Origin of the sequence: Microlunatus sp. Gsoil 973 (assembly GCF_009707365.1) — a bacterium.
In the GTDB taxonomy this organism is placed as follows: Bacteria; Actinomycetota; Actinomycetes; order Propionibacteriales; family Propionibacteriaceae; genus Microlunatus.
In genome coordinates this window covers 122,878-147,485 of the sequence record NZ_CP046122.1, presented here as the reverse complement: position 1 = coordinate 147,485, position 24,608 = coordinate 122,878, and the positions used below count along the sequence as shown (strand labels likewise).

Below are 24,608 nucleotides of genomic sequence, written 5' to 3'. Positions count from 1 at the left end.
ACATGTCAGGAACTGCGTCACGCACTGCCACCATCATCTACACCCATACCGACGAGGCACCGCTGCTGGCGACGTACTCGTTCCTGCCGATCGTCTCCGCCTACGCCGCCAAGGCCGGCGTCGAGATCGAGACCCGGGACATCTCCCTGGCCGGGCGGATCATCTCCCAGTTCCCCGAACGCCTGACCGCCGAGCAGCGGCTGCCCGATGCCCTGGCCGAACTGGGCGCGCTGACCGGTGATCCGTCGGCCAACATCATCAAGCTTCCCAATATCTCGGCCTCCGTGCCGCAGCTCAAGGCAGCGATCGCCGAACTCCAGGCGGCCGGCTACGACCTGCCGGCCTATCCGGAGAGCCCGTCCACCGACGAGGAGAAGGAGATCCGGGCCCGGTACGACAAGGTCAAGGGATCCGCGGTGAACCCGGTCCTGCGGCAGGGCAACTCCGACCGTCGGGCACCCGCCTCGGTGAAGGCGTACGCGAAGGCCCATCCGCACCGGATGGGCGCCTGGTCCGCCGACTCGAAGACCAACGTCGCGACCATGGGCCACGACGACTTCTATTCCAACGAGCAGTCGGTGATCATCCCGACCGACGACACGCTGCGGATCGAGCACGTCGCCGCCGACGGCACGGTGACGGTGTTGAAGGACGGGCTCAAGGTCCTGGCCGGTGAGGTGGTGGACGGCACCTTCATGAGTGTCGCCGCTCTGCGCCGCTTCCTGACCGAGCAGATCGCCCGGGCCAAGGCCGACGACGTCCTCTTCTCGGTCCACCTCAAGGCGACGATGATGAAGGTGTCCGATCCGATCATCTTCGGCCACGTGGTGCAGGCGTTCTTCCCCACCCTGTTCGAGCAGTACGGCGACCAACTCGCGGCAGCCGGCATCTCACCCAACGACGGACTCGGCGCCCTGCTCAGCTCCGCGGCAAAGCTGCCCGAGGGCGACGCGATCACCAAGGCGGTCACCGCAGGTCTGGCCGACGGCCCCAAGATGGCGATGGTCGACTCCGATCGCGGCATCACCAACCTGCACGTCCCGTCCGACATCATCGTCGACGCGTCGATGCCGGCGATGATCAGGATCGGCGGCCACATGTGGGGCCCCGACGGCGAGGAAGCGGACACCCTCGCGGTGATCCCGGACTCCAGCTACGCCCGCGTGTACCAGGCAGTGATCGATGACTGTCGGGCCAACGGCGCCTACGACCCGGCGACCATCGGCTCGGTGCCCAACGTCGGCCTGATGGCTCAGGCTGCCGAGGAGTACGGCTCCCACGACAAGACCTTCGAGGCTCCCGCTGCGGGGACCATCCATGTGGTCAACTCCGGCGGCGACGAGCTGATCAGCCACCAGGTCGAGCCGGGCGACATCTGGCGGGCCTGCCAGACCAAGGACACCCCGATCCGTGACTGGGTCAAGCTCGCGGTCACCCGGGCGAGGGCGACCGGTGCGCCGGCGGTCTTCTGGCTGGACGAGAACCGGGCCCACGACGCCAACCTGATCGCGAAGGTCAACGCCTACCTGCCCGAGCACGACACCGAGGGTCTGACCATCGAGATCCTGCCTCCGGCCGAGGCGACGACCTACTCGCTCGAGCGATTGCGCAAGGGTGAGGACACCATCTCGGTGACCGGCAACGTGTTGCGTGACTACAACACCGACCTGTTCCCGATCATCGAGCTCGGCACCTCGGCCAAGATGCTCTCGGTCGTGCCGCTGATGGCCGGCGGTGGACTGTTCGAGACCGGCGCCGGCGGTTCGGCACCCAAGCACGTACAACAGTTGATCAAGGAGAACTACCTCCGGTGGGACAGCCTGGGCGAGTTCTTCGCGCTGGCGGCGAGCTTCGAACATCTGGCTGGTTACGCGAACAACGCCGGTGCCAAGGCGCTCGCGGAGACCCTCGACCGGGCGACCGGGACCTTCCTCAACGAGGACAAGTCTCCGACCCGGCGGGTCGGCGGAATCGACAACCGCGGCTCGCACTTCTATCTGGCGCTCTACTGGGCGCAGGAACTTGCTACGCAGACCGACGACCCGGAGCTGGCGAAGGCGTTCGCGCCGTTGGCCGAGACGCTGGCGGCCAATGAGGAGACCATCGTCGCCGAGTTGATCGGCGTCCAGGGGTCTCCGGCCGATATCGGCGGTTACTACCGTCCCGACGACGCCAAGGCATCAGCGGTGATGCGTCCGTCGAAGTCCCTCAACGAGGCGCTGGCCGCTCTCTGAGCACCGCTGATCGGCCGCGGTCCGGGCCTTCCGGTACCGCGGCCGACCGGTCTCAGTCGCCGACCCCGGCCGAGGCCGGATCGTCCTCGACCGTGAACGGGTCCGCCAGATCCTCGGCCTCGAGCTTGGCGATCATCTCACCGGTCTCCCGATCAAGATCGTCGAAGGAATCCACCCGCTGCAGGCGGCGGAAGCTTGACGTGCCACGGGTCAGGTCATGACCCACCGAAGTCGCTTCGATCACCAACCGCTCCTGCACCACGCCGTCGGCATCCGGCCAGACCTGGTTGCGCAGCTTGCCCGAGACGACGACCGGGTCGCCCTTGTTGACGCTGGCCAGCGCGTGCTCGGCCAGCGTCCGCCAGCAGATGACGGTCATCCAGACGGTGTTGTCGTCGCCCCAGTTTCCGCCCTGTTTGGCCCGCGGGGTGCAGGCGAGCCGGAACGACGCCCGCGCGGTGTTCCGCTGGGTGGGACGGGACTCGACGGCAGTCCCGACGTATCCGGTGATGGTGACCAGTGCCTCCATAGCCATGCGCTCCTCGCAGTCGCGGAGTCGCTACCTGCAACTCCTTCACCGCTACCTTGCGCCCGGAGGCCGGTGGTGTTTCAGGGTCGGCGAAATCTGTGGACAGTACTTCGAGGTGTCCTTCGCCCTGTGGACAACCCTCCGGAGCGGACCAACCGGCTACCGCATTCCTACTTCCCGCCCATCCCGATCAAGCCGGCCATCAACCAGCGTCGACCGAAGAGATAGAGCAGGAAGATCGGCACCGCGGACAACACGACGGCGGCCATCAGGCCCGGAACGTTCGTCTGGAACTCGCCCTGGAACTGGTACAACGACAGGGTGAGCACGCGTTTCCCCGGCGACTGTGTCAACAGGAGCGGAAAGATGAACGAGTTCCACGCCCCCAGCGCCGAGAAGATCGCGACCGTCATGATCGCCGACTTCCCGAACGGCAGCACCAGATGCCAGAAGACCTTGGCTGCCGAGGCACCGTCGAGCGACATCGCCTCGTAGGTCTCCTGCGGGATGTCGCGCAGCGATCCGACCAGGACCAGGATCGACAGTGGCAATCCGAATGCGGCTCCCGGAAGGATGATCGCGATCAGGGAGTCGTACAGTCCGAGCTTGGTGATCAGCAGGTAGACCGGAATGATCGTCGCCTGCGCCGGGATGGCCAGACCGAAGAGAAACAGCCGGAAGGTCCAGGAGATGAATCTGCTCGGTGACCGCACGATGGCGTACGCCGCGGGCACGGCGAAGATCAACACCAGTCCGACCGATCCGATCATGACGATCGCTGTGTTCAATCCGTAGAGCACGAAGCCGTGTTGCAGGACGTAGGCGTAGTTGCCCAACGACGGATGAGTCGGTGGCGCCAGTGGATTGCCGTTGAGGTAGTCCTGCTGGGACTGCAAGCTGTATTTCACCATCATGTAGATCGGAACGGCGATGATGATCAACCAGGCGATGCTGAGAACTCCGGCGACGTAGTTGGGCCGTTCCGATGCCGGACCCGTGCGACGCGCCGGTCGGGCGCCCAGCCGCCGGACCGCCGCGACGGCGGCAGGTTCGGTCTGGACCTCGGACGGGGTCTGCGCAGTGGTACTCACGGTCGTTTCACACCCCTTCGTAGGTGCTGCGCATCTTGGAGTATCCGGACAACTTCACCGTGATCAGGGACAGCGCGGTGGCCACAACAACAAGAACCAGGGCAATCGCACTGCCGTAGCCCATCTCGTAATTCTGAAAGCCGCGGGCATACATCTCGTACGGCAGGATCCTCGTCGCCGTGCCCGGTCCACCCTTGGTCAGGATGAGGACCGTCTCGAACGAGGTGAGAGTGCCGACCAGCATGATCACCGATGAGGTGACGATGGTGTTCCTGATCAGCGGCAGCGTGACGTTGAAGAACTGCTGGATACGGCCGGCCCCGTCCACGACCGCCGCCTGGTAGAGGACGGCCGGGACTGCCCGTGCCGCACCCTGGTAGAGCAGCGTGTGGAACGGGATGAACTGCCACCCACCGACGAAGATGATCATCGCCAGCGCACCATTGTCGGATCCGAGGATGTTGCCGTCCTTGAACCCGACCAGCGGACCCAACCAGCCGGCGAGGCCGAAGTTCGGATCGAGGATGACACTCCAGACGATGGCGATGGCCGTCGACGACATCACCAGCGGGAGGAAGTAGATGGCCGACAGGACGGCCCGATTCCGCTGCCGGCCCGCCGCCCAGACTCCCAATGCCAGGGACAACACGGTCTGGGACAGCCATGAGCCGACGGTGAAGACCGCGGTGATCCGCAGAGAGGAGAACAACTCATGGTCACTGAGCATCCTCCGCCAGTTGTCGAGACCGGTGAACTGCGGAGTTCCCAACCCGCGCCAGCTGGTCAAGGACAGGTACACGACAAGGGCCATCGGGAGCAGCGCGAAGACGGCGAAGTAGACGACGGTCGGAACTCCCCACGCCAACCCTGGTCGACTTGTCCTGTCGGCCGCACCCCGCCGTGGGACGCGTACGGTAGCTACAGTTGCGGCCATGATCACTCCTTTGTCGGCCGACGAGTCATGATCATTTCGATCAGTTGGCGTTCTTCATGGCGGCAACCCAGTCGGCGGGCTGGATCTGCTTGTTGAACACCTTCTGCAGATTCGTCACAACGGCGTCGCCGATGTTCGAGGGCAGCGCCTGGTCCCATGACAGGGTGAAGGATGGAGCGGTCTGGGCGATCTCGTACACGGCCTTGGCGAAGGCGGGGTTCGGGTGCTGGTCCAGCCGGTCGCCGAGATCGGCGATCGCCGGTACCTCGCCGGCCTTGATCATCGCGTCGATGTACTCCTTGTTGGTCATCTGCGTGTGGAGGAAGTCCACACACGCGTCGGACACGTCGGTTTTGGTCACCGCGAAGTAGTTGGTCGGGTTGCCGGCGGTGTCCCTCGGGTCCCCCCTTGCCACCGTCGACAGCGGGGAAGTTGGTGTAGTCGAGGTCGTTCTTCACGAACTTCGGGTTCGATCCCTGTTGGCTGGTGAACTCCCAGGTGCCCATCAGATGCATCGCTGCCTTGCCCTTGGCGAACAGCGCGCTGGCCGATCCGTTGCCATAGCCGATCGACGAATAGTTGGTGCCGAAGGCTCCCATGTCGACCAGTTCGCGGATCATCTCCAGCGACTTCAGGAATACCGGGTCGCCCCAGCCCGCAGCGTCGCCGTTCTCGACTCGTTGGAAAACTTCCGGCCCGCCGAGGCGATCCACCAGGAATTCCAAGTACATCAGCTCGGTCCACGAGTCCTGGCCACCCAGGACGAACGGCGTGATCTCCTTCTGCTTGAAGGTGTTGACCAGCGACTTGATGTCGTCCCAGGTCTCCGGCGGTTTGACTCCGACGTCGGCGAACATCGTCTTGTTGTAGAAGAGCAGCACCGGTTGCATACCCTTCAGTGGGATGTCGTAGTACTTGTCGCCGATCTTCCCGGCGTCCAGAACGCTCTTCACAAAGGTGTCGCGCCAGGTGGTGTCACTGGTGAGCTTGGGCGTCAGGTCGACGAGCAGGTCGGCTTCCGCGTACTCGCGGATGCTGCCGCCGCCCAGTTGAAGAACAGGTTGGGCTTGTTGGGTGTGTTGATCGCCGCCCGCACCTTGTCGTTCATCGACTGGGTGGACGGGATCGGGACGAGTTTCATCGTGGTCTTGGAGGTGGCGTTGAATCTGTCGACGGCCTTCTGCTGGATCGGATTCAGAACGTCGTCGCTGTTCACCCAGATCTGTGCCACGCCACCATCGCTCTTGCTCCCTGGTGCGGCACCCGGGGCGAGCTGGCTACAGGCCGACAGGGCACCCAGTGCGCCGACGCTCGCTGCGCCGGCCAGGAGTCCACGACGGGAGAGTTTGTACGGTTCGGACATGTTCGACCCTTCTGTTGCGTCCGTCCGGACGCATGACTTCCTTGTCGGAGCGTCCCGCCCACCGGCGGGACGTGAGGGTGACCGGGGGCACGCCGATCGCTGTGAGTCGGCGTCGGGCCGGCCTTGGATCAGGCGTTCCTCCAGGAATGCTCCGGCTTGTAGCCGAGCTTTCGTCGCGCCTTCGCATCGGTGATGATCCCGTCGGTGCCGTTGATTCCGGCGGCGAGCGGGGCAAGATCGGGCCAGACCCGCGCGACAAGATCCTTGGTGCCTTCGGAATAGACGGTGTCGGTGGACAGGTGGAACGCCTCGAAACCATCCAGGTTCGCCGCGTCGATGGCCAGAGCGCACGCGTTGGCGACATCGCGGGCATCGACGTACTGGTAGGTCGTCTTGATCGGCCCGCCCCGATGGTGAGGTTGGGACGGAACGGTCACGTCGTACTGTGCACTGTTGTCGTTGTGCGGATAGTGGACACCCATGAGCCGGAACGCGACGGCGGTGATCCCGTACGCGCGGTTGTAGCCTTTCAGCAACTCCTCGCCGAACATCTTCGACAGTCCGTAGGAATCCTCGGGCCGAAGTGGATGCTCCTCATCGATCGGCAGGTAGTCGACCTGGAACGGATGATCACTGATCCGGTTGCCGAGCCCTAGGGCGTAGAAGGTCGAAGCGAAGATCACCTGCCTGACGCCACCGAGCCGGGCAGCCGCCTCCAGCAGGTAGTAGGTGCCCATGGTGTTGGTGCGCATCGTCGAGTCCTCCGGCACGACCTGCTGGATGCGCCACCCGGGTCTGTTGATCATCTCCCGTGGTCCCGGCAGGGCGCCCAGATGGACGATCACCTCAGCTCCTGAGTAGTTGACTGCACGCATGCAGTCCTCCAGGGACGTCAGATCGCCGAGGATGAACGGCGCGGGGTCATCGACCGCCGGATGGGGCACCGCATCGAAGTCGGTCACCTCGTGACCGGCTGCCCGCAGCCGGGGCGTCACGATACCACCGAGGCGTCCGCTCCCGCCGGTGACCAGGACCTTGGTCATGCCGCCTTCGCCTTCGCCGCCGCGACCAGCTCTGTCAGGTAGCTGACGCCCTGTTCGAGCAACGCCTTTTTCAGATCGGTGGCGTTGTCGGCCTCCGGGTCGAAGGTCTCCCAACCGGCCTCGGTTATCAGGTGAAGGTTCTGTGCCCGTGGGCTCCGTTCGGCGAACAGCCGCACGGCGCGGACCAGGTCGACGTGCCCGGCTCCCAGCTCGCACCCCTTCGGAACGATGGGTACCAGGCCCTTCATCGGCGTCGGCACCATCCTCATGTCCTTCATGTGCGTGGTGAAGGTGAACTCAGCCAGCGCCTCGATGTCATCGTTCGGATCGCAATACACGGTGAACCCGTTGGCGGTGTCCATGGCACAGCCGATCCACTCCGAGTCGACTTCGCGCAGCACAGTGGCCAGCTCGCGACCGGTGAAGTCGCAGTGATTCTCCACGGCAAGCGGCATCTCGTACTCTTCGGCGATCTTGGCCGCCTCCCGCAGGCAGGCAACCATGTGCGACAGCTGTTGCTCGGCATTGCGTTCTGCGGCGTATCGGGTGGTCTCCAGCGTCAGCCGGCCGTAACCGCTGCGCAGCACGGTCATCCCCGCGGCTTTGCCGGCGGCGACCTGCTCCCGGAGTTCCTGGGTCGAGCTGCCCGGGGTTGCTGCCAGCGGCACGAAGATCCCGCGAGCGGATCCTTCGAGCTCGATGTCCAGTGCCTCGGCGCGACGGCGCAGATCCTTCTGCAGCTGCCGGTCGCGCGGTGTCTCCCGGATCTGCAGCGCGGTGCAGCCGAGCTCGGCCGCGCGAGTCAGTTGCCAGTCCGGCCACTGCTCCGCCGGTACGTCGGCCGGCACCGGGTACATTCCGCCGGTGAACCCGACCCGCATGGTGCCGATCAGGGAATCGACCTGCGATTCAGTCTGGGTGGCAGTCATGGATTCCTCTCTCATTTCTCTTTTGACGTGTGAGTTGTCGATGATCTTGTGGACGAGCCGCGATGGGCTCAGCTGACTGCGATCGGATCGATCATGGAGCCGGTCGCGCCCTTGATCTTCAGGGGCAGCGCGATGAACAGGAACTCGGTCAGTCCGGCTGCGCCGAGTTCCTCCAGGAACAGGCTTTCCATGAGATGGATGCCGTGCTCGATCAGCAACCGGGTGTGGACCGGCTGGGGATTGGCAGGGCTCCCGGGATTCGGCGGCGGTTGTACCTCGTAGGCCTCCGTGTCCGTGCCTGTCGCGCGAACGCCTCGGTCGATCAGCCAGTCGGCGACGGAGATGTCGGGGCCGGCTCCGCTGTGTGCGAGGAGTGCCTGTGGGTCCGGCCAGTGATGCAGGTATCCGGTCCTGATCAGGACCACATCTCCCGGACCTGGTCCCGCCATGTCGTTGTTGCGACTGATTTCTTCGAGTTCTGCGGCGGTGATCGGTTCGCCCTTGCCCAACGAGTCGACGCCACGGTGCCGGGGAACGTCGTAGAACAAGCCCCGGGCCAGGATCGGCTGCAGTTCGCTCGCATCGCCCTTCAGCGGACCGAAATCGCCGAGGTCGGTCTTCGCGGATCCCCCGTACCAGTGATCATCCTCTCCGATCGTCATGTGTGCGTGGGCGTCGATGTGCGCACCGGTGTGCACTGACCCTGACACGGTCTCCGCGATGTATCCCAGGCCGACCTCGTTCTCGCCCGACCACGCCTTGATGCCTTCTGATCGCAGACCCTGGGGTGACCGGTAGGTCAGCACCTGGAACTCCGGATGCCCGGACCACAGCGGCATGCCCGGGAAGCGTGGCAGGGCGAGCGAGTACACCCGGCCGTGCCGGGCCGTCCGGAGCGCGCCCAGAACCGAGCCGGCGATCTCCGCGGTGCTGCCGTCTAGGGTCGTCGAGGGCATGGCGCCACGTTCGGCGTCGTCCACCGATGTCATGTTCCTCACATTCCAGTGGTTGGTGATGATCTTGATGCGACGGCTGGGCTGGATCGCCTAGACCAGGCGCATGCCACCATCGACGTAGATGTGTTGGCCGGTGATGTACGCGGCTTCCTCTGAGGCCAGGAGGATCGTGATTCCGGCGATCTCCTCCGGTTGTCCGACGCGGTGCATCGGGATCTTTCCGAGAACTTCGGCCAGAACCTCAGGATCCTGCATGACCCATTGCGTCATGTCGGTTTCGATCACTCCCGGGTGGACGCAGTTGACCCGGATCCGGTGGTCGGCCAGCTCGGCCGCCAGATTGGCGGTCAGGGCTTCGACGCCGCGTTTCGTCGGTGCGTAGTGGGTCCGGCCCGGCAGCGCCAACCCGGCCTGGATCGATCCCATGTTGACGATCGCACCCTTGCGACCGATCTTGATCATCCGTCGAGCGAATGCCTGGGAGCACATCCAGGTGCCGCGCAGGTTGACGTCGGTGACCCGTGACCACTGATCGTCGGTGAGATCGAGGAGGTCGACGATGGTCTCAATCCCGGCATTGTTGATCAAGACGTCCAGCGGGCCGAGCTCGGTGAAGGCACGGTCGAACAGGGTCTCCACGTCGGCCCGTACGGAGATGTCACCTTGGATGGCCAGAGCCTGACTGCCGGCACCCTGGATCTCTTCACATACCTTGGCCGCAGCGTCGGGATCCTCGATGTAGTTGACCACCACATCCGCGCCCTCCTTGGACATCGCGATGGCGATTGCGCGACCTATCCCCCGGTTGGCGCCGGTCACGAGCGCCTTCTTACCTTCCAATCTCACCGTGTACTCCTTCGTTCACGTGTGTGACGGGCTCTCGCCTACCGATCGTTCGTGAGCTGATCACCGGCCAGCCGCTCGAACATCAGCACCGCGGCCGAAAAGTCCTGGTCACCCCAGCCAAGCCCGCACGCTGCGCGGAGCAGCTCCTGAGTCAGTGCGGTGGTCGGCATCACGGCACCGGTCCGCCGGCCGATCGCGAGCGCCACATCAAGATCTTTTGTCATCATCGAGGTGGTGAACGCTGCCTCGAAGTCGTGTTTGGAAAGACTGCTGGCCTTGTACTGCACCAGCGGCGAGGCCACCGCACTGTCACTGAAGACATCGAGCATGGTCTGCCAGTCGAGCCCGGCACGTTCGCCGAGCACCAGTGCCTCGCTGAGCCCGACGACGGTCTGGGCGACGAGCATGTTCAGGGCGAGTTTCATGATGCGGGCCTCGTCATCCTGCCCCAGATAGAACACCCGCTTGCCGATCGCCGTGAACGCCTGGTCGAATTCGTCCAATGCGTCTTGAGGTCCGGAGGCGAGGATTCCGAGCGCGCCGGCTTCAGCCACGGTCGTGCTACCGCTGACCGGTGCACGCAAGTAGCGCACGCCGGCCCGCTCTGCCGCGTCGGCAACAGCTGCGGATGCGTCGGGTGAAACTGTGCTCATGTCGGCATAGACGAGCCCGGGATGGCGACGAGCCAGGATCCCGCTCTCACCGGTAGTGACTGCGAGCAACGCATCGTCGTCAGCGACCATGGTGATCAACAACTCCACCTGGTCGGCGATCGCGTCGCCGGATTCCGACCAGTGGGCGCCGGCCCCGACCAAGCGTTCAGCCCGCGCCGCGGTCCGGTTTCCGACCCAGACATCGAAGCCCGCTGCCAGCAGTCGTGAGGCCATGATCGATCCCATGTTGCCCAGTCCGAGCACGCCGATCCGGGTCACGACCGGACGCCTTGGCCTGCGGCCTCCGACGACGCGGCTTCAGTCAGCTGGTCGAGATACTGCCTACTCATCCTGGCAGCGTCGATCGGCGCGCGCGGTGAATTCTCCGTGCCGTCCAGTTCGACCATGACCCAGCCTGGCCAGTCCGGTCCCAACGCGTCCAGGATGGCGACGACATCGACGACACCGTCACCGACCGGCACGTAATCGAGGTAGCCGGTGCGATCGTTCGTTGATCCTTCCCAGTCGACCGTGCTGGTGCCGCCGACGTAGTCCTTCAGGTGGAGGTGCTTGATCAACTCGCGATAGCTGCGGACGACTTCGACCGGGTCGGCACCTCCTTTCGCGATCTGACCGGTATCAGGAGCCATCGCGACGACATCGGGATCGATGCGGTCCATCACCTGCCGTATCTCGTCGCGGGTCTCGACAGGCGTGCCCGTGTGTGGGTGGAAGCAAGCATGAACTCCGAACGAAGCGCAGATTCGGCCGATGTCGTTCAAAGTTTCGGCTGCCCGCGTGTAGTCCTCTGCGGCGTACGCCTCACGATGTCTCTGATCAGGGCCGACCACTGCGACGGACCCGCCGAGGTCGGCGATCTGTCCCGCCCACCGGCGCATCTTGGTCAGATCGGAGTCGCGCAATTCAGGATCGACCAACGACACCGAGCAGTACGACGAGACGTATCGCAAACCAGCTGCCGCAAGATCATCCTGTACGGCGTCCAGTCCGCCCGGATATTCGTCCAGCACGAAGCCGAAGAGCTCGATCCCGGAGTAGCCGGCAGCTGCGACGTCGGCGATCGCCTGCTTCGCGCCCTCCGGTGTGAACGGCCAGGTGATGCCTGTGTGGCCGAGATGACGGGTCCACGCAGGTGTCTTGCCGTCTTCGGACATGCGGTCTCCTCCTCGAGACATGGGTGTTCGATGTTCGACTACAACCTGTGGTCAGTGCTTTCCGAGCGCCTCGGACGCGTCGGAGTCGTGCTTCTCCTCGTCCGGCTTGCCGCGCAGCACCTGCATCGCCTCGTCGCCGACCAGCTCGATGTGTTTGGCTGCGGCATCCACTGCCAGCTCCGGCGAGGGTCCCCGCAGCGCCTCGAGCAGCGGCCAATGACGCTGAGCGATGTAGAGCGGCCCGCGATTGGCCAACACGCGCACCGTGACGTAGGTCCACCTGGACGGATGGATCTGCTCCCAGGTCTTCAACAACAGTGAGTGATCCGACCGGGCCATGATCAATCTGTGGAACGCGACATCGTGGCGGACCACACCGGACGGGTCGTCGTTGCGTGCGCACTGCTCCATCTCGCGGATCAGTCCGGCGAGTTCCTCGAAGTCGGACTCACCGAGCCGGGAGTACGCGAGCCGGATCCCCATCTGTTCAAGGTGGGCGCGGAGCGAGTAGATCTCGGACAGATCCCGCTCGGTCAGTGGCCGAACACGTGCGCCGCGGTATGGGACGACCTCGATCAGGCCGGCCTGCTCCAGGTCACGGAACGCCTCGCGAACCGGAGTCGGGCTAACGCCCAGTTGCTTCGCGACGGCGACCTCGTTCAGCCGTTCACCGGCAGCAAGCTCCCCCGACGCGATCGCGGCACGCAACTGCTCCCCGACCATCTGTCGGTATGAGGCCGTGGCCAACGGCTTCATATTCGTCGGTGCATCCATCGGTCCACCCGCTTCATCCGGCACGTTCCAGGCGTTGCGCTACATCCAATTTTCTATAGAATGTTGTCGAGAGTCTATTTCCCGGGCTCGGCGAGGTCAAGCCCTCGATAGCCACCGTCGTCATCCAAGGATGGATATGAACTCCCCTGCACCCGACAGTCGCCCGGCGATAGGTTTCGTCGGACTTGGCGCGATGGGCTTGCCCATGGCACGCCGTCTCCTCCGCGCCGGCTACCGGCTCACCGCTCATGATGTTGCCGATGCCCAGGTCGAGTCGTTGGTGGCCGAGGGAGCGACCGCCGTGGATTCGGCTCGAGCGGCGGCAGCCGCCAGCGACGTCGTGGTGTTGATGTTGCCCGACTCGCCACAGGTCCAGGCGGCCGCCGGTGGCGCGGACGGTGTCCTGGCCGGGCTGCGGTCGGATGCCCTGGTGATCGACATGAGCACGATCTCGCCGGCGGTGACGCGCGAGTTGGCGGCCGGCGTCGTCGCGGCCGGCGGCCGGTTCGTCGATGCGCCGGTGGGGCGCACCTCCCGCCATGCCGCGGAGGGTGACCTTCTGATCATGGTCGGCGGGGCGGACCAGGATGTCGACGCGGCCTGGCCGGTCCTGCAGAACTTCGGCACCGACATCATCCGATGCGGCCCCGTCGGTTCCGGTGAGACGATGAAGCTGGTCAACAACCTGCTCACCGCGACGATCGTTGCCGCCAACGCTGAGGCACTGGTCCTCGGCGTGGCCGCCGGACTCGAACTCAAGACGGTGCTGAGCGTCTTGCGGATGACGGCCGCCAGCAACACCCATCTGAAGAGCACCTACGCCGAGAAGGCCCTGCGCCGGGATTTCAGTCCAGGCTTCGCCACCCGGTTGGCGGTGAAGGATCTTCGTCTGGTGATGAGCCTGGCCATTGATCAACAACTTCCGGTCGGTGTCGGCGCTGCGGCGCTGCAGCTGTTCTCAACGGCCTGCAGCCAGGGCCATGCGCTCGACGACTACACGTCGGTGATCACCGTGCTGGAGGGCCTTGCCGGGGTCGAACTCCAGGAGCGGGCGGAGGTGCCGGCGTGACGGAGGCATCCGATCTGCTCTACATCGGTGGCGAATGGACCTCGGGTCACGGCGGAACCATCGATCTGATCGACCCGAGCACCGAAGCGGTGATAGCCAAGGTCGCGGCCGCCGACAAGAGCGACGTCGACTCCGCCTTGGCGGCCGCCGAGGCCGGCTTCGAGGTGTGGCGGTCGACCGACGCCTGGACTCGGAGCACGATCATCCGTTCGGTCGCCGACCTGGTCCGTCGACGTGCCGACGAGATCGGTGCCGTCATGTCCCGCGAACAGGGCAAGCCGGTCGGCGAGGCGATTGCGGAGGTGAAGTCCGCCGCGGATCAGTTCGATTGGTTCGCTGACGAAGCGCGCCGGATCTACGGTCGGACGATCGACGGACACAGCCGCGGCAACCGGCTCTTCGCCATCCACCAACCCGTCGGCCCGGTTGCGGCGTTCACCGCGTGGAATTTCCCCGCGCTGTTGCCCGCCCGGAAGATGGCGGCAGCGATGGCAGCGGGCTGTTCGATGGTGATCAAGCCGGCAGAGGAGGCGCCGCAGACGGCGCTGTGCCTGGCCCAGGCATGTCATGACGCCGGTGTTCCGGCCGGTGTGATCAACATGCTCGTCGGCGATCCCGCGTTGATCAGCGAACGGCTGATCGACTCTGGATCGATCCGCAAGATCAGTCTGACCGGATCTGTGCCCGTCGGCCGACAGCTGCTGCGCCAGGCGGCCGACCGGATCATTCCGACCACACTGGAATTGGGCGGCCATGCACCTGTGTTGGTGTTCGACGACGTCGACGTGTCGAAGGCAGCCGAGATGTGCGCCCGGACCAAGTTCCGCAACTGTGGTCAGGTCTGCATCTCGCCCAGCAGGTTCTTCGTCCAGGAGTCGGTCGCTGATCAATTCGCCCATGAGGTCACGCAGTATGCCCGCGGTCTCAAGATAGGAAGCGGTGTCGAGCCGGGGACTGATGTCGGGCCCCTCACCAATGCCCGCCGGCTCGCCGCGGTCGAGGCCCTCGTCACCGACGCGGTCGACAGGGGCGCTGCCGTCACGATCGGCGGACGTCGGCCGCCGGGCCTTTCTCGCGGTTACTTCTATGAACCGACGGTGTTGACCGGCGTGACAACCGAGATGGACGTGATGCACCAGGAACCGTTCGGGCCGATCCTGCCGATCGCGACCTTCAGCGATGTTGCCGACGGCGTGGCCCTGGCAAACGCAACGCCGTACGGTCTGGCCGGCTATGTGTTCACTGATCGCACCAGGTTGGCCTTCGAGGTGTCCGAAGCACTTGAGGTCGGCATGGTCGGGGTCAACAACATGGTCATCGCGACGGCCGAGGCACCCTTCGGCGGGATCAAGGATTCCGGATTCGGCCGGGAGGGCGGTGCCGAGGGGATCGAGCCCTATCTAGTCACCAAGTACGTCAACATCGCGATATGAGCAGCAGCAGCAGCAAGCGATTGACCTCGTACGGCGACGACGGATTCAGCGCCTATCTGCGACGGGCATTCCTCGCAGCAGCGGGGTACGACCGCGATGATCTTGACCGGCCGATCATCGGAATAGCCCATACGATCTCAGATTTCACCCCATGCCATCGGCAGATGCCGGAACTGGTCGAGGCCGTCAAACGCGGGGTCCTGGAGGCTGGTGGCCTGCCGATGGTCTTCCCGACCACGTCACTGGGTGAGACCCTGTTGTCACCGACCTCCATGCTCTTCCGGAATCTCGCCGCGATGGAGACCGAGGAGATGATCACCGCCCAACCGATGGATGCGGTCGTGTTGCTCGGTGGTTGCGACAAGACCGTACCGGCCCACCTGATGGCGGCAATCTCTGCGGATCTTCCTGCGCTGCAGGTGGTCGCCGGCCCCATGATCACCGGGAGCTGGCGCGGAACCCGGCTGGGTGCCTGCACCGACTGCCGGCAGCACTGGGCCCGCTACCGTGCGGGCGAGCTGAGCGAGGAGGAGATCCACGACGTCGAAGGTCAGCTGTGTCCGACGGCGGGCACCTGCATGGTGATGGGAACGGCATCGACGATGGCCTGCATCACCGAGGCCCTCGGCATGATGTTGCCCGGTGGTGCAACCGCACCGGCTCCGACCGGCGACCGGCTCCGGACCGCGACGCAGTCCGGCCGGCGGGCGGTCACGTTGGCCCGGTCAGGACCACGACCGTCAGAGGTGATCACCCGGGATTCCTTCCTCAACGCGGCCACCGTGCTCGCGGCCGTCGGCGGGTCGACCAACGGGATCGTGCATCTGCTGGCAGCCGCCCGCCGGGCAGGAGTCCAGCTGACCCTTGGCGACCTCGACACGATCGCCGCGAACGTTCCGTTGCTGGTCGACCTCAAACCGTCGGGATCCCAATACATGGAGGACTTTCATCGCGCCGGCGGGCTTCCGGTGTTGCTGAGGGTGCTCGCTCCACTGCTCCGACTGGATGCACGAACAGCCGACGGAAGGACGATCGCCGACGTGATCGACTCCGTCGGCGATCCAGCGCCGTGGCAGACCGCGATCGGCACCCTGGACGACCCGATCGGACCCCCCGGGGCACTCGCGATCCTGACAGGTTCGCTGGCGCCCCGCGGCGCCGTCCTCAAGGTGTCGGCCGCGACACCCGAACTCCTCCGGCATCGGGGTCCTGCAGTGGTCTTCGAGTCACCGGCGGATGTGGCCGAACGGATCGACGACCCGACGCTGGGCATCACCGCCGAACATGTGCTGGTGTTGCGCAACGCGGGACCGGTGGCCTCCGGCATGCCGGAGGCCGGCTCGTTCCCGATCCCGAAGGCTCTTGCCAGCAAGGGCGTCAAGGACATGGTTCGGATCTCCGACGCCCGGATGAGTGGCACGTCCTACGGCACCGTGGTGCTGCACGTCGCCCCGGAGGCCGCGGCAGGAGGTCCGCTGGCGCTCGTTCGGGACGGCGACATCGTCGAACTCGACGCCGTCAACCGCAGACTCGAACTCGTCGTCGACGAAGCCGAACTTGCCCGCCGCCGGGCCACATGGGTCCCGCCGACGCGTCCACCGCGGGGCTGGCGCCGGATCTATGCCGAACGCGTCGAGGGCCCGGATGTCGGTGCCGACCTGGACTTCCTGTGAGTGATCTGACAGGCCGCACCGTGGTGATCACCGGCGGCGACAAGGGCATCGGGCGTGCGATCACCCGGCGCTTCCTGACTGCGGGCGCGAACGTTGCGATCGGCGTCCACGATCCCGACTCGGTGGCGGCCGCCGAGAAGGACATCGACGGCGGGGACCGGGTCCACGTCGCGCCATGCGACGTGACCGTCGCGCAGGCGGTCGCCGCGTTCGCAGACGCGGTCACCGGTCGGTTCGGTCGAGTCGACGTGGTGATCGCCAACGCCGGAGTCGCCGGGCCGATCGCTCCGCTCCACGCCATCAGCCCCGACGAATGGCGGCAGTGCATCGACGTCGATCTGACCGGAGTGTTCCTCACCTTCCGCGCGTTCATCCCGGAGATGATCAAGCTCCGGAGTGGAACGCTGATCGCCGTCTCGTCGGTGACCGGCAAGAGGCCGCTGGCCAACCGGACCCCCTACGCGGCAGCGAAGATGGGGATCATCGGACTCGTCCGATCACTGGCCCTGGAGCTCGGCCCGTTCGGCATCCGGGCCAACACGGTGTGCCCGGGCTCGGTCGACGGTCCCCGGATGGACGCTGTCTTCGAGGCGGCAGCGGCAGCGGGAGGCATGTCGGTCCCAGAGGCCAGGGGCGAACACACCGGACCCGCCGCACTGGGCCGGCTCGTCAAGGCCGACGAGGTGGCCGACCTGTGCTTGTTCCTCGCCGGCGATTCGGCATCGGCGATCACCGGAGCGGACGTCAACGTCAGCGCCGGATCAGTGATGAACTGACCGACCCACCACCGACACGATCTTGATCGAAGGAGAAGACATGTCCGACAACGCAGGAATGAAGGTCTTGGTCACCGGCGCCGCCGGCCGCCTCGGGAGTTTCGTCGTCCCGGCCCTCGTCGACGCCGGGTATCGGGTCGTCGGCACCGACCGATTCCCTTACCCGGAAGGCAGTCCGAATGCAGAACTCGCCGTGCCCTTCGTCCAGGCGGATCTGACCGATATCGGTGACTGCTTCCGGGCGATCACGATGGCCCAGCCGGACATGATCGTTTCCCTGGGGGCGATTCCCTTCAACACCGAATTGCATCCACCGTACGCCAAGGACTACGACACCGAGTACGAGGAGACCGGCGCCCGGTTCGTACAGCGACTGCCCGAGGACGAGACGTTCCGGGTCAACACCATGGGAACGTACTATCTGCTGGATGCCGCGAGGCGCGTCGGCGGCGTCCGACGGATCATCCATGCCTCCAGCTTCTTCGTTCTCGGCCTGGGGTTCCGGCTCAGCGGTACGCCGTACATACCGCCCTACCTGCCGATGGACGAGGACACGCCGCTCGAGCCGGAGGATAGCTACTCGCTGTCCAAGGTCATCGGCGAGGAGATTCTCAAGGCGTACAGCAGGGCCTACGGAATCGAGACGGTTGCGTTGCGGCTGCTTGGCGTCTACTACCACAACGTGGAGATGTCGCGACGGATGCACACCTTCGACATCGACGTTCCCGAGGTCGACGATGTGGCGAAGGGATACCCGAACAACACGACCTACCAGTATGCCGACGCCCGCGACATCGCCGATTTCATCCTGCTGGCGATGACCGCCCAGCTGAAGAATTCCTTCGAGCCGTACTTCGTGGCGACCGACGTACGCTATCGCCACTCCACCCAGGATGCGCTGAAGCGCCGCTGGCCGCTGCTGGTGGAACGGGGGCTGGGAGGCGGCATCGAAGGCGACGAACCGCTGATCTCGATCGAGAAGGCTCGCCGCGAACTCGGGTACGAACCCAGCTACTCCTGGCGCAACGATCTCTGATCATTCCGCGAACGGGCGCTCGATCACCGCCGCCCCGCTATTCGCCCGGCGGCTTCCAGTTGGGGTCCACCTCGGACAGTCGGGTCGCGGCAGGACCGATCGGAGCCGTTCCGGGTGCGGGCAGGCTACCGCCGAGGCCGGCCGGTCCGGGGTACTGCGGCGGCGCGTAGGCCGGGGCTACGCGTTTGCGTACGAACAGTTCCTTGACCCTGTGGTAGGCCGCCCGCCGCTCCGGCTGAATCACCGCCTGCCCACGCTCGGCTCGGATGGTGGCGAGCAGCACCTTCTCCCGCAACTGGCCGGCGTCGTCAACCACACCTCGGGTCATCGCGTCCCGCAGATAGGCGAGCTCCGTCTCGGCGCGCTGCACCTTGAAGGTGGCAAGGAAGACCGGGGGTCCGAGGAAGATCGACTGCCAGATCGCCCGCAGCCGGGTCCGCAGCCGCGACATCGGGACGACGTCCTCTTCGGGCAGCCAGCCGACGCGGACGTAGTCGGTCAACCGTTCCCGGATCAGCCGGCCCTCGCGGAGCTCCTGACGGACGATGAAGGTGATCATCGCGATCACAGCGGGCAGCGCAAGGAAGATGTACATCAACAGCAGTTGGGTGCCGCTGACGAAGCTGGAGATGGTGTTGAAGGTCATGTGCAGGAAGGCGGCGGCGCAGTAACCGGCCAGCGGCGCCACGACCCGGACCACCTTGCTCTTGGAGCGCAGCGCGATGGCAAGACCGATGCCCGTCATCGACGTGAACAGCGGGTGGCCGAAGAAGGTCAGCACACCGCGCAGGATGAAGAGCTGGTGCAGCGCGTCCTCCGGTTGGATGGCACCGAAGGTGTTGGCGGCGTACCGATAGACGCGGCCGTAGTAGAGGATGTTCTCCACGAACGCGAACCCGGCCGCGGAGAGCCCGGCGAGGGTGATGCCGGTCAGTCGGCTGACCCAGCGGTAGCGCATCAGGATCGCCATCCAGAACAACACGGTCGCCTTGCACGCCTCCTCGACGAACGGGGCGACGTAGATGGCAGCGCGGGCGCCGGTGGCCGGGTCGCCATCACCGACGATCGACAGGTGGCCGGCTGCCCAGGTGTTGACCTGCGCAGCGACGAAGGTGGCGATACACGCGCCCCATCCGAACGCCATGAACCAGACCGGTAGCCGTTGCGGCCGGAACCGGTCGACCCAGAGGAAGACCAGCGCCAACGGAACGGCGGTGAAGGCGGCGTACTTCGCCGAGATCGGCACCGCCTCATGTCCGAGCCCGATCAGCCGTCCACCGGGGACGCGGCGGTCCGGTACGACCTGGTTGTAGAGCAGGACCAGGAAGACGGCGTACGCGATCAGCATCACGACACCGAGCCAGACCATCCGGCTGGTCAGCAGTCGTCGAGGCAGGGGTTGGGAGAGGTCGACCGTACGCGGCAGTCCGGCCCGATCGGCCCGGCGCTGGTCCAGCGCGCGCGGACTCTTGTCCCTGCCGGGTTCGGCGTTGCCGCGACCGAGCAGTCGGCCGAACGTCGACCGTGGCCCACCCGCGGACGGGGCTGGCTGCGGAGCCACTCCGGTCTGCGGTCCACTCTTCTCGGCTACCGACACGGCGACCAGCGTACCGAGTGATCAGGTCGGTCCAACCCGCCAGCCACTACAGTGTTGCCCTGCGCGGGTGTTCGGTTCCGGACGACCCTGCCCCGGTGGCCAAACGGATAAGGCAGCGAGCTTCTACCTCGCCGATTGGGGGTTCGACTCCCTCCCGGGGCGCAACGTGATGAGTCGGGCCGTACGCCGAACCCGCACCCCGCGCCCACCGCGGCCGCAAACTCAAAGTTTGACCCACAGGCGATCCACCCCGGCGTGTCGCAGCCGCACGATCAAAGTTTGAGGTTCGCGACAGCCGGACGCGCGGTTGTGGTCGGAACACAGCCGCGGTCGACACGCCGTGACCTCGTGAACCGTGCCAACTCCTACGCCGTTTCCGGGTCGGGGTCTGCGACGGCGCAGACCACGTCGAGGAGGCGTTTGGATCATGGGGGTCAGACGAGGCTTCATCGGTGTAGCGCTCTCGGTCGCGTTGGCGGCGCTGTTCGCAGCCCCGGCAGGAACCGCGAGCGCACACACCGGCCAGCACCAGCGGCACGAGCATTCCGTTCACCACCGACATGGCGATTTCCGGCATCACCGGACGGCCACCTTCCAACAGGAGAATCTTGTCTCCGACCAGCCTGGGGTTGCGGCGATCACCGATCCGAATCTGGTCAACGGTTGGGGCATCTCGCACGGGCCGGCGACACCGGTCTGGGTCTCGGACAACGGGACCGGCGTCACCACGCTCTACCAGGGAGCCGTCGGCACGACCCCGGTCAGCCAGGTGCCGCTGATCGTCACCATCCCCGGCGGCGCTCCGACCGGCCAGGTCTTCAACGACACGTCCGACTTCATCGTTCCGGGCACCGGGCTACCGGCACGGTTCATGTTCATCGGTGAGCACGGTCACCTCTCGGTCTGGAACCAGTCGGCCGGGACCGCGGCCGTCCTGGTCGCACACACCGACGGCGCCGTCTACAAAGGGCTGGCGTTGGCGCACGGGGCGAACGGGCCACTCCTGCTTGCCGCCGACTTCCACAACAACCGGATCGACGTCTTCGACGGGCAGTTCAACCCGGTCAACGACGCCGGCATGTTCCGCGACCGTTTCCTCCCGCGGCACTACGCACCGTTCAACATCACCGAACTCAACGGTCAGGTGTTCGTCAGCTACGCACGCCAGGATGCGGCTGCCGAGGACGACGTCGCCGGACCGGGACACGGAATCGTCGACGTCTTCTCCGATTCCGGCAGATTCGTCCGTCGGCTCGTCACCCACGGTGTCCTGAACTCGCCCTGGGGCATGACGCTCGCACCGGCCAGCTTCGGGCGGTTCGCCGGCGATCTGTTGGTCGGGAACTTCGGCGACGGCCGGATCCACGCCTTCGACCCGCAGACCGGACAACCGCAGGGCACGCTGCGCGGCACATCCGGTCGGTCGCTGATGATCGACGGTCTGTGGGCGCTGGTCGTCGGGGATCCGGTGGCCGGCGGCACCGACGCGATCTGGTTCAGCGCCGGACCAGATGACGAACAGCACGGCCTGGTGGGTCTCCTCCGACCCACTTCATGATCATCGCGGATCGGTGGGTCCGAACGTCGCACGCTAGTTCGGGCCCACCACCGTGATCTTGCTGTTGATCACCTTGTAGATCATGACACCTGAGTCTTGGATGTCGCCGTTGTTCTGGAAGGCGATCGTCTTCGCCACACCCGGGGTCGACGGGTAGTGGTCGACGTATTGCAACAGTTTGGTGCGGTCGGTGTCCCCGGCCTTGATGCCGTTGATCAGGACGTTTGCCGCGTCGTACCCCTCGGCGGAGTACGCGTCGAGGGGTGCACCTTGTTGATCTGTGCGTACTGCGTGGCGAACCGTCCGAGCGCCCCGCCGGCATCGGCCGCCGGGAACCTGCATGAGCACGCGAAGATCGCGCCCTCGGCCGCTGGTGCCCCTGCGGTGGTGACGAATCCCGGGTCGAGCGCCCCCTCACCGCTGATGAACTTCGCAGTGACGCCGATGTCGCGCAGCCGCTTTACCAACGCACCCGCGTTGCTGACATAGCCGCCGTAGAAGACCAGATCAGGGTTGGCCGCCTTGATGTTGGCAAGGACCGGTGCGAGGTCCTGCGTGTTCGGGTCAATGGTGAGCGGTTGGCCCGGGATGCCCGTCGCCGCAACCGCCTTCATCGTCGCGTCCGCCAGGCCTCTACCGTAGTCACTGCTGTCGTTGACATAGACGACGCTGTGCGGCTTGACCTCCTTCACGATGTAGGAAGCGATACCGGCTGCTGCTGCGGTGTCGTCAGGAACGACCCGGTGGAACACCGCTTCGTTGGGCACCACCGTCGGCAGTGCGACGTCGCTCGCCGACGCGGAGACCATCGCCAGATTGTTGGCCTCCAGGTCAGGAAGCAGCGTCCTGGTCTCATCCGACAGTGACGGACCGACCACACCGACAACACCGGGATCGTTGATGAACCGGCCCTTGATGGCACTCGCCTGCGCCGGATCAACCTGGGTGTCGCCCTCGACAAGATCAACTTTGACACCGGAATCCTTCGCCTGCTGAACCGCCACCCGTGCACCGTCACGAACAGCGAAACCCAGGTCGGAATGCGCGCCGCTCAACGGCCCGATGAAGGCGAGTTTGACGGCGCCGCCGGCGTTGCCTCCGGCGCTCGGGGTCACCGTGGGCGTACCCCCCGGTTCGACCGCCACCGCAGGCGCTCAGGACGAGGAGTGAGGCCAATGCCGCGGCAGCCGTGCCGCACCTGCTGCGACCCGCCATGGGAATCCCCCTCACCGCAGTCTCCGCGAGAGCCTACGCCCCAAGAGGCCGATCAGACATCGATCAGCTGTCGATCGGGCTCACGCGTCGAGGGGCGCATCCGGGTAGATGCTTCGGGTCTCCTTCCGCCGACCCCGCCGAGCGAAGACCTCGCCGAAATGGATCGCCGGCAGCATCTTCGTGATGGCGAGGGTCACGAAGATCAGCGTGTTGAGCGCAACCAACGTCGACAACACGGCGAAGAACGGTGAACCGAGCAGACTGGATGGCAGTAGAACGCCGTCGGGGGTCATCGACGGTCTCCTTCCTGGGCGGTTTCACGGGTCAGGTGGGTCCACTGCGCGGTGCGCTGCAGCGAGATGTCGAGAATCCCTTTGAGGAAAACGAGATTGAGGAAGGTCGCGTAGAAGAGCTCGGGGAAGACCAGCAGACCGAGGACGCGAGCCCGCCAGCCGCCGCCCCACGCGGTCACCACCCGTTCGATCATGAAGATCATCCCGATCACGATCCAGAACGGGAACCACACCCAGCTCTCGGCCGCCAGCAACTGCACGATGATCAGCACGAAGTACGCCAACAGCGCGATGGCGCCGTAGCCGATGCCCATCTGCTGAGCCCAGTAGCGCGTGACCGACGGCCGGAATCCGTAGGCTCCCAGGTTTTCCAGCGCCCCACGTTGCCAACGCAGCCGCTGGTTCCACAGCGTCTTCCAGGTCGGCATCAGCTCGGTGACCACCGTGCACGCCGCCGGCGACACCATCAGCCCGCCGAGTGATCGGATGGCCAACGTCAGTTCGTTGTCCTCGGTGAGGGCGATGGTGTCGTACACGTCCCCGGGCACCCCGGGCAGGGTGCGGCCCCGTTCGTCGGCAACCGTGCGCAGTGCCCGCGGACGGAAGACCGAGGCTGTCCCGGTGAGCACGTAGACCTTGCCGCGTCGTCGCCGGATCTCCCGGGCGTAGCGGGCGTACTCGTTGCGCTGGAACTGCCCGATCAGCCCGTGGCCCTGCTCGCCGTAGAACAGCCCGCCGACCGCCATCAACGCCCGGTCATCGGTCATCCGCTGTACGGCGGCCTCCAGGAATCCCTGGTCCAGCACGGTGTCGGCGTCCATCACCATCACCACGTCGTTGTCACCGAGATCGGGAAGGATCGCCGCAAGCGCCTGGTTCAGCCCTCCGGCCTTCTTCTTGGTGTTCCCGATGGTCGGGAACACCGTGACCGCGGCGTCCTCGGCGATCTGGACTGTCCGATCGGTGCAGTTGTCGGCAACGACGACGATCCGCTCCGGCGGACGCGACTGCTGCTTCAGCGAGGCGATCGTCGCGCCGATGCAGTCCTCCTCGTTATGGGCCGGGATCAGCACCGTCACGGTCACCGGACCCGCGAACACGCCGCGGGTCTCGGCCATCACGATCCGCGGCGCGAGCGGCCGTTGTTCGGCGTCGAGGCTGCGCCGGGATCTGGTGGCGACCCGTTCCTCCAGCACGGCGACGGTAGCCGCCAGCAGGAGTGCCAGACCGATCGCGCCGAGCACCGCCACCAGTGACGGCGGTTCGGCGGCGTAGACCACCTTCCAGATTCCGAAGAGGAAGCCGGACGTCGGACGCTCCACCTGGGACGTGCCGGTGATCACCACGGCGACGCCGAGCAGTACGGCGCCGAGCAACGCGGCCCCGATGACGAATACCCCGACCAGCCGCTGCATTCTCTGCATCCCGCGG

At 65.6% G+C, this 24,608-nt stretch carries 24 protein-coding genes, 1 tRNA gene and 1 pseudogene; 8 read left to right on the top strand and 18 right to left on the bottom strand.

All coding sequences use genetic code 11. From position 1 onward, the window contains the following. Positions 1-2 precede the first annotated feature (2 nt). Positions 3-2,234 carry an NADP-dependent isocitrate dehydrogenase gene (locus GJV80_RS00735; protein WP_154686287.1) on the top strand — a complete coding sequence of 744 codons (2,232 nt, stop codon included), beginning with the start codon at positions 3-5 and terminating at the stop codon, positions 2,232-2,234. Positions 2,235-2,286: 52 nt separating this feature from the next. On the opposite strand, the gene GJV80_RS00730 is transcribed toward GJV80_RS00735, so the two are convergent. From GJV80_RS00730 to GJV80_RS00680, 13 genes and pseudogenes are all read right to left on the bottom strand, one after another. Then, on the bottom strand, positions 2,287-2,769 hold the full coding sequence (locus GJV80_RS00730; RefSeq protein WP_154686286.1) for a single-stranded DNA-binding protein: 483 nt from the start codon (positions 2,767-2,769) through the stop codon (positions 2,287-2,289). Between the two features lie 164 nt (positions 2,770-2,933). After that, the gene (locus GJV80_RS00725) at positions 2,934-3,854 is read right to left on the bottom strand and encodes a carbohydrate ABC transporter permease (RefSeq protein WP_154686285.1); all 921 of its coding nucleotides are present in this window, start codon (positions 3,852-3,854) and stop codon (positions 2,934-2,936) included. Between the two features lie 7 nt (positions 3,855-3,861). After that, positions 3,862-4,788, bottom strand: a complete 927-nt coding sequence (locus tag GJV80_RS00720) for a carbohydrate ABC transporter permease (protein WP_154686284.1) — start codon at positions 4,786-4,788, stop codon at positions 3,862-3,864. A 40-nt stretch (positions 4,789-4,828) separates the two neighbouring features. Next, positions 4,829-5,203 carry a hypothetical protein gene (locus GJV80_RS23420; RefSeq protein WP_230207983.1) on the bottom strand — a complete coding sequence of 125 codons (375 nt, stop codon included), beginning with the start codon at positions 5,201-5,203 and terminating at the stop codon, positions 4,829-4,831. A 49-nt stretch (positions 5,204-5,252) separates the two neighbouring features. Next, positions 5,253-5,798, bottom strand: a pseudogene (locus GJV80_RS24795) (ABC transporter substrate-binding protein); the annotation flags it as partial. Beyond that, positions 5,783-6,151, bottom strand: coding sequence for a hypothetical protein (locus GJV80_RS23415; RefSeq protein ID WP_230207982.1), 369 nt, complete (start codon positions 6,149-6,151; stop codon positions 5,783-5,785). The pseudogene GJV80_RS24795 and the gene GJV80_RS23415, both read right to left, overlap by 16 nt. A gap of 128 nt (positions 6,152-6,279) precedes the next feature. Beyond that, positions 6,280-7,194 (bottom strand): NAD(P)-dependent oxidoreductase, encoded by a 915-nt coding sequence (locus GJV80_RS00710; RefSeq protein WP_154686283.1) that lies wholly within the window; start codon positions 7,192-7,194, stop codon positions 6,280-6,282. Next, positions 7,191-8,123 (bottom strand): sugar phosphate isomerase/epimerase, encoded by a 933-nt coding sequence (locus tag GJV80_RS00705; protein WP_195909094.1) that lies wholly within the window; start codon positions 8,121-8,123, stop codon positions 7,191-7,193. Before GJV80_RS00705 ends, GJV80_RS00710 begins: the two co-directional genes overlap by 4 nt. Before the next feature lie 68 nt (positions 8,124-8,191). Continuing rightward, positions 8,192-9,112, bottom strand: coding sequence for a cyclase family protein (locus GJV80_RS00700; RefSeq protein WP_230207981.1), 921 nt, complete (start codon positions 9,110-9,112; stop codon positions 8,192-8,194). A gap of 57 nt (positions 9,113-9,169) precedes the next feature. Next, complete coding sequence (locus GJV80_RS00695; RefSeq protein ID WP_154686281.1) at positions 9,170-9,925, bottom strand: SDR family NAD(P)-dependent oxidoreductase; 756 nt, start codon at positions 9,923-9,925, stop codon at positions 9,170-9,172. 38 nt (positions 9,926-9,963) lie between these two features. After that, positions 9,964-10,857, bottom strand: coding sequence for an NAD(P)-dependent oxidoreductase (locus GJV80_RS00690; RefSeq protein ID WP_154686280.1), 894 nt, complete (start codon positions 10,855-10,857; stop codon positions 9,964-9,966). Next, the gene (locus GJV80_RS00685) at positions 10,854-11,753 is read right to left on the bottom strand and encodes a sugar phosphate isomerase/epimerase (protein WP_195909093.1); all 900 of its coding nucleotides are present in this window, start codon (positions 11,751-11,753) and stop codon (positions 10,854-10,856) included. The genes GJV80_RS00690 and GJV80_RS00685 overlap by 4 nt, the downstream gene beginning before the upstream one ends. Positions 11,754-11,804: 51 nt before the next feature. Then, entirely contained in the window at positions 11,805-12,527 is a 723-nt protein-coding gene (locus GJV80_RS00680) for a GntR family transcriptional regulator (RefSeq protein ID WP_154686278.1), read from the bottom strand. A gap of 130 nt (positions 12,528-12,657) precedes the next feature. Between GJV80_RS00680 and GJV80_RS00675 the strand changes: the two genes are divergently transcribed. From GJV80_RS00675 to GJV80_RS00655, 5 genes are read left to right on the top strand one after another with little or no spacing between them, the layout of a single operon-like run. After that, a complete protein-coding gene (locus GJV80_RS00675) occupies positions 12,658-13,596 on the top strand; it encodes an NAD(P)-dependent oxidoreductase (protein WP_154686277.1) in 939 nt (312 codons plus the stop codon). Further along, the gene (locus GJV80_RS00670; protein WP_154686276.1) at positions 13,593-15,029 is read left to right on the top strand and encodes an NAD-dependent succinate-semialdehyde dehydrogenase; all 1,437 of its coding nucleotides are present in this window, start codon (positions 13,593-13,595) and stop codon (positions 15,027-15,029) included. The genes GJV80_RS00675 and GJV80_RS00670 overlap by 4 nt, the downstream gene beginning before the upstream one ends. Next, entirely contained in the window at positions 15,026-16,702 is a 1,677-nt protein-coding gene (locus tag GJV80_RS00665; RefSeq protein ID WP_154686275.1) for a dihydroxy-acid dehydratase, read from the top strand. The genes GJV80_RS00670 and GJV80_RS00665 overlap by 4 nt, the downstream gene beginning before the upstream one ends. Continuing rightward, positions 16,699-17,478, top strand: a complete 780-nt coding sequence (locus tag GJV80_RS00660) for an SDR family NAD(P)-dependent oxidoreductase (RefSeq protein WP_195909091.1) — start codon at positions 16,699-16,701, stop codon at positions 17,476-17,478. Before GJV80_RS00665 ends, GJV80_RS00660 begins: the two co-directional genes overlap by 4 nt. 40 nt (positions 17,479-17,518) lie before the next feature. Continuing rightward, complete coding sequence (locus GJV80_RS00655) at positions 17,519-18,514, top strand: NAD(P)-dependent oxidoreductase (RefSeq protein WP_154686273.1); 996 nt, start codon at positions 17,519-17,521, stop codon at positions 18,512-18,514. Between the two features lie 37 nt (positions 18,515-18,551). Here GJV80_RS00655 and GJV80_RS00650 read toward each other — a convergent pair whose 3' ends face one another. Then, entirely contained in the window at positions 18,552-20,111 is a 1,560-nt protein-coding gene (locus tag GJV80_RS00650) for a PrsW family intramembrane metalloprotease (protein ID WP_154686272.1), read from the bottom strand. Positions 20,112-20,200: 89 nt separating this feature from the next. Between GJV80_RS00650 and GJV80_RS00645 the strand changes: the two genes are divergently transcribed. Together GJV80_RS00645 and GJV80_RS00640 are read left to right on the top strand one after the other, a co-directional pair. Next, positions 20,201-20,273: transfer RNA gene (locus GJV80_RS00645), tRNA-Arg, on the top strand. A 265-nt stretch (positions 20,274-20,538) separates the two neighbouring features. Next, complete coding sequence (locus GJV80_RS00640; protein ID WP_154686271.1) at positions 20,539-21,669, top strand: TIGR03118 family protein; 1,131 nt, start codon at positions 20,539-20,541, stop codon at positions 21,667-21,669. 33 nt (positions 21,670-21,702) lie between these two features. On the opposite strand, the gene GJV80_RS00635 is transcribed toward GJV80_RS00640, so the two are convergent. The 4 genes from GJV80_RS00635 to GJV80_RS00620 all read right to left on the bottom strand — a co-directional run bounded on the left by GJV80_RS00635 (position 21,703) and on the right by GJV80_RS00620 (position 24,601). Then, on the bottom strand, positions 21,703-21,843 hold the full coding sequence (locus GJV80_RS00635; RefSeq protein ID WP_154686270.1) for a hypothetical protein: 141 nt from the start codon (positions 21,841-21,843) through the stop codon (positions 21,703-21,705). Positions 21,844-21,884: 41 nt separating this feature from the next. Then, a complete protein-coding gene (locus tag GJV80_RS00630) occupies positions 21,885-22,784 on the bottom strand; it encodes a branched-chain amino acid ABC transporter substrate-binding protein (RefSeq protein WP_195909090.1) in 900 nt (299 codons plus the stop codon). 180 nt (positions 22,785-22,964) lie between these two features. Beyond that, positions 22,965-23,177 (bottom strand): hypothetical protein, encoded by a 213-nt coding sequence (locus tag GJV80_RS00625; protein ID WP_154686268.1) that lies wholly within the window; start codon positions 23,175-23,177, stop codon positions 22,965-22,967. Beyond that, positions 23,174-24,601 (bottom strand): glycosyltransferase family 2 protein, encoded by a 1,428-nt coding sequence (locus GJV80_RS00620; RefSeq protein WP_154686267.1) that lies wholly within the window; start codon positions 24,599-24,601, stop codon positions 23,174-23,176. Before GJV80_RS00620 ends, GJV80_RS00625 begins: the two co-directional genes overlap by 4 nt. Positions 24,602-24,608 lie beyond the last annotated feature (7 nt).

Bases quoted from the DNA above. Each gene is read 5' to 3' on its own strand.
- GJV80_RS00675 (WP_154686277.1), top strand. From the start codon at position 12,658: ATGGATATGAACTCCCCTGCACCCGACAGTCGCCCGGCGATAGGTTTC.
- GJV80_RS00705 (WP_195909094.1), bottom strand. From the start codon at position 8,123: ATGACTGCCACCCAGACTGAATCGCAGGTCGATTCCCTGATCGGCACC.
- GJV80_RS00640 (WP_154686271.1), top strand. From the start codon at position 20,539: ATGGGGGTCAGACGAGGCTTCATCGGTGTAGCGCTCTCGGTCGCGTTG.
- GJV80_RS00710 (WP_154686283.1), bottom strand. From the start codon at position 7,194: ATGACCAAGGTCCTGGTCACCGGCGGGAGCGGACGCCTCGGTGGTATC.
- GJV80_RS00730 (WP_154686286.1), bottom strand. From the start codon at position 2,769: ATGGCTATGGAGGCACTGGTCACCATCACCGGATACGTCGGGACTGCC.
- GJV80_RS00625 (WP_154686268.1), bottom strand. From the start codon at position 23,177: ATGACCCCCGACGGCGTTCTACTGCCATCCAGTCTGCTCGGTTCACCG.
- GJV80_RS00665 (WP_154686275.1), top strand. From the start codon at position 15,026: ATGAGCAGCAGCAGCAGCAAGCGATTGACCTCGTACGGCGACGACGGA.
- GJV80_RS00655 (WP_154686273.1), top strand. From the start codon at position 17,519: ATGTCCGACAACGCAGGAATGAAGGTCTTGGTCACCGGCGCCGCCGGC.
- GJV80_RS00700 (WP_230207981.1), bottom strand. From the start codon at position 9,112: ATGACATCGGTGGACGACGCCGAACGTGGCGCCATGCCCTCGACGACC.
- GJV80_RS23415 (WP_230207982.1), bottom strand. From the start codon at position 6,151: ATGTCCGAACCGTACAAACTCTCCCGTCGTGGACTCCTGGCCGGCGCA.
- GJV80_RS00620 (WP_154686267.1), bottom strand. From the start codon at position 24,601: ATGCAGAGAATGCAGCGGCTGGTCGGGGTATTCGTCATCGGGGCCGCG.
- GJV80_RS00685 (WP_195909093.1), bottom strand. From the start codon at position 11,753: ATGTCCGAAGACGGCAAGACACCTGCGTGGACCCGTCATCTCGGCCAC.
- GJV80_RS00720 (WP_154686284.1), bottom strand. From the start codon at position 4,788: ATGGCCGCAACTGTAGCTACCGTACGCGTCCCACGGCGGGGTGCGGCC.
- GJV80_RS00680 (WP_154686278.1), bottom strand. From the start codon at position 12,527: ATGGATGCACCGACGAATATGAAGCCGTTGGCCACGGCCTCATACCGA.
- GJV80_RS00735 (WP_154686287.1), top strand. From the start codon at position 3: ATGTCAGGAACTGCGTCACGCACTGCCACCATCATCTACACCCATACC.